This window comes from Psychrobacter sp. Ps6 (genome assembly GCF_022129235.1).
Classification (GTDB): domain Bacteria; phylum Pseudomonadota; class Gammaproteobacteria; order Pseudomonadales; family Moraxellaceae; genus Psychrobacter.
Genome location: NZ_JADQAI010000115.1, coordinates 919 through 1,557, shown reverse-complemented (window position 1 = coordinate 1,557; position 639 = coordinate 919). Strand labels below are relative to the sequence as shown.

Genomic DNA, 639 nt, shown 5'->3' with positions numbered 1-639 from the left:
TCAGACTGTGATAAATAATTTATAGAGGGGATAGCCCCTCTATATTTTTTCATGATTATTTAAAACACATATTACCTTAAAAAAAACACTTATTAACTACCTTAAGCTATAACCAAAATTCTTTTCTTTTGTACCAAATACCTTCGTTTCTAATTTAGCAAAATAACTTAACCGATAAAAAACTCGATTATAATCGCTAATATATGTTGAACTATTAATATTCACAAAATAGGTTGGTATATCTTGCGGGAAATGAACATAGCGACTAATTGAAAAACATTCTATACCTAATGCACTCGCCCAAGATGAATAAATCTTAGATACTAAGTTATTACTACTACCATCATAATTACCTAATGTAAAATAGGTATCATGGTTTAATAATAGTGCCACATGATAATGTGCTTGCTGAGATTCATTTTTTTCTTTCGTCCATATATATCTGATTGTACAGTCATGTACTCTTTTACCCTCTCTTTTCTTAGCAAGAAGATCGTATTTAACATGAGCTTTAAATGAATCAACAAATCTCGATATAACGGTAGAGTCATATACATTTGGCATATCAACACAATTAGGTTGTATTGGTAAATGTAAATCAAATCGAACCACAAAGGTTCTAGGGTGTTCTGTAATAGC

Annotated in this window: 1 protein-coding gene; it reads right to left on the bottom strand. The window is 30.0% G+C overall.

Going from position 1 to position 639, the window contains the following annotated elements; genetic code table 11:
* Positions 1-96 precede the first annotated feature (96 nt).
* Positions 97-639, bottom strand: a 543-nt coding sequence (locus I3255_RS14190) for an inovirus Gp2 family protein (protein WP_238039394.1), incomplete at its 5' end; no start/stop codon positions are given.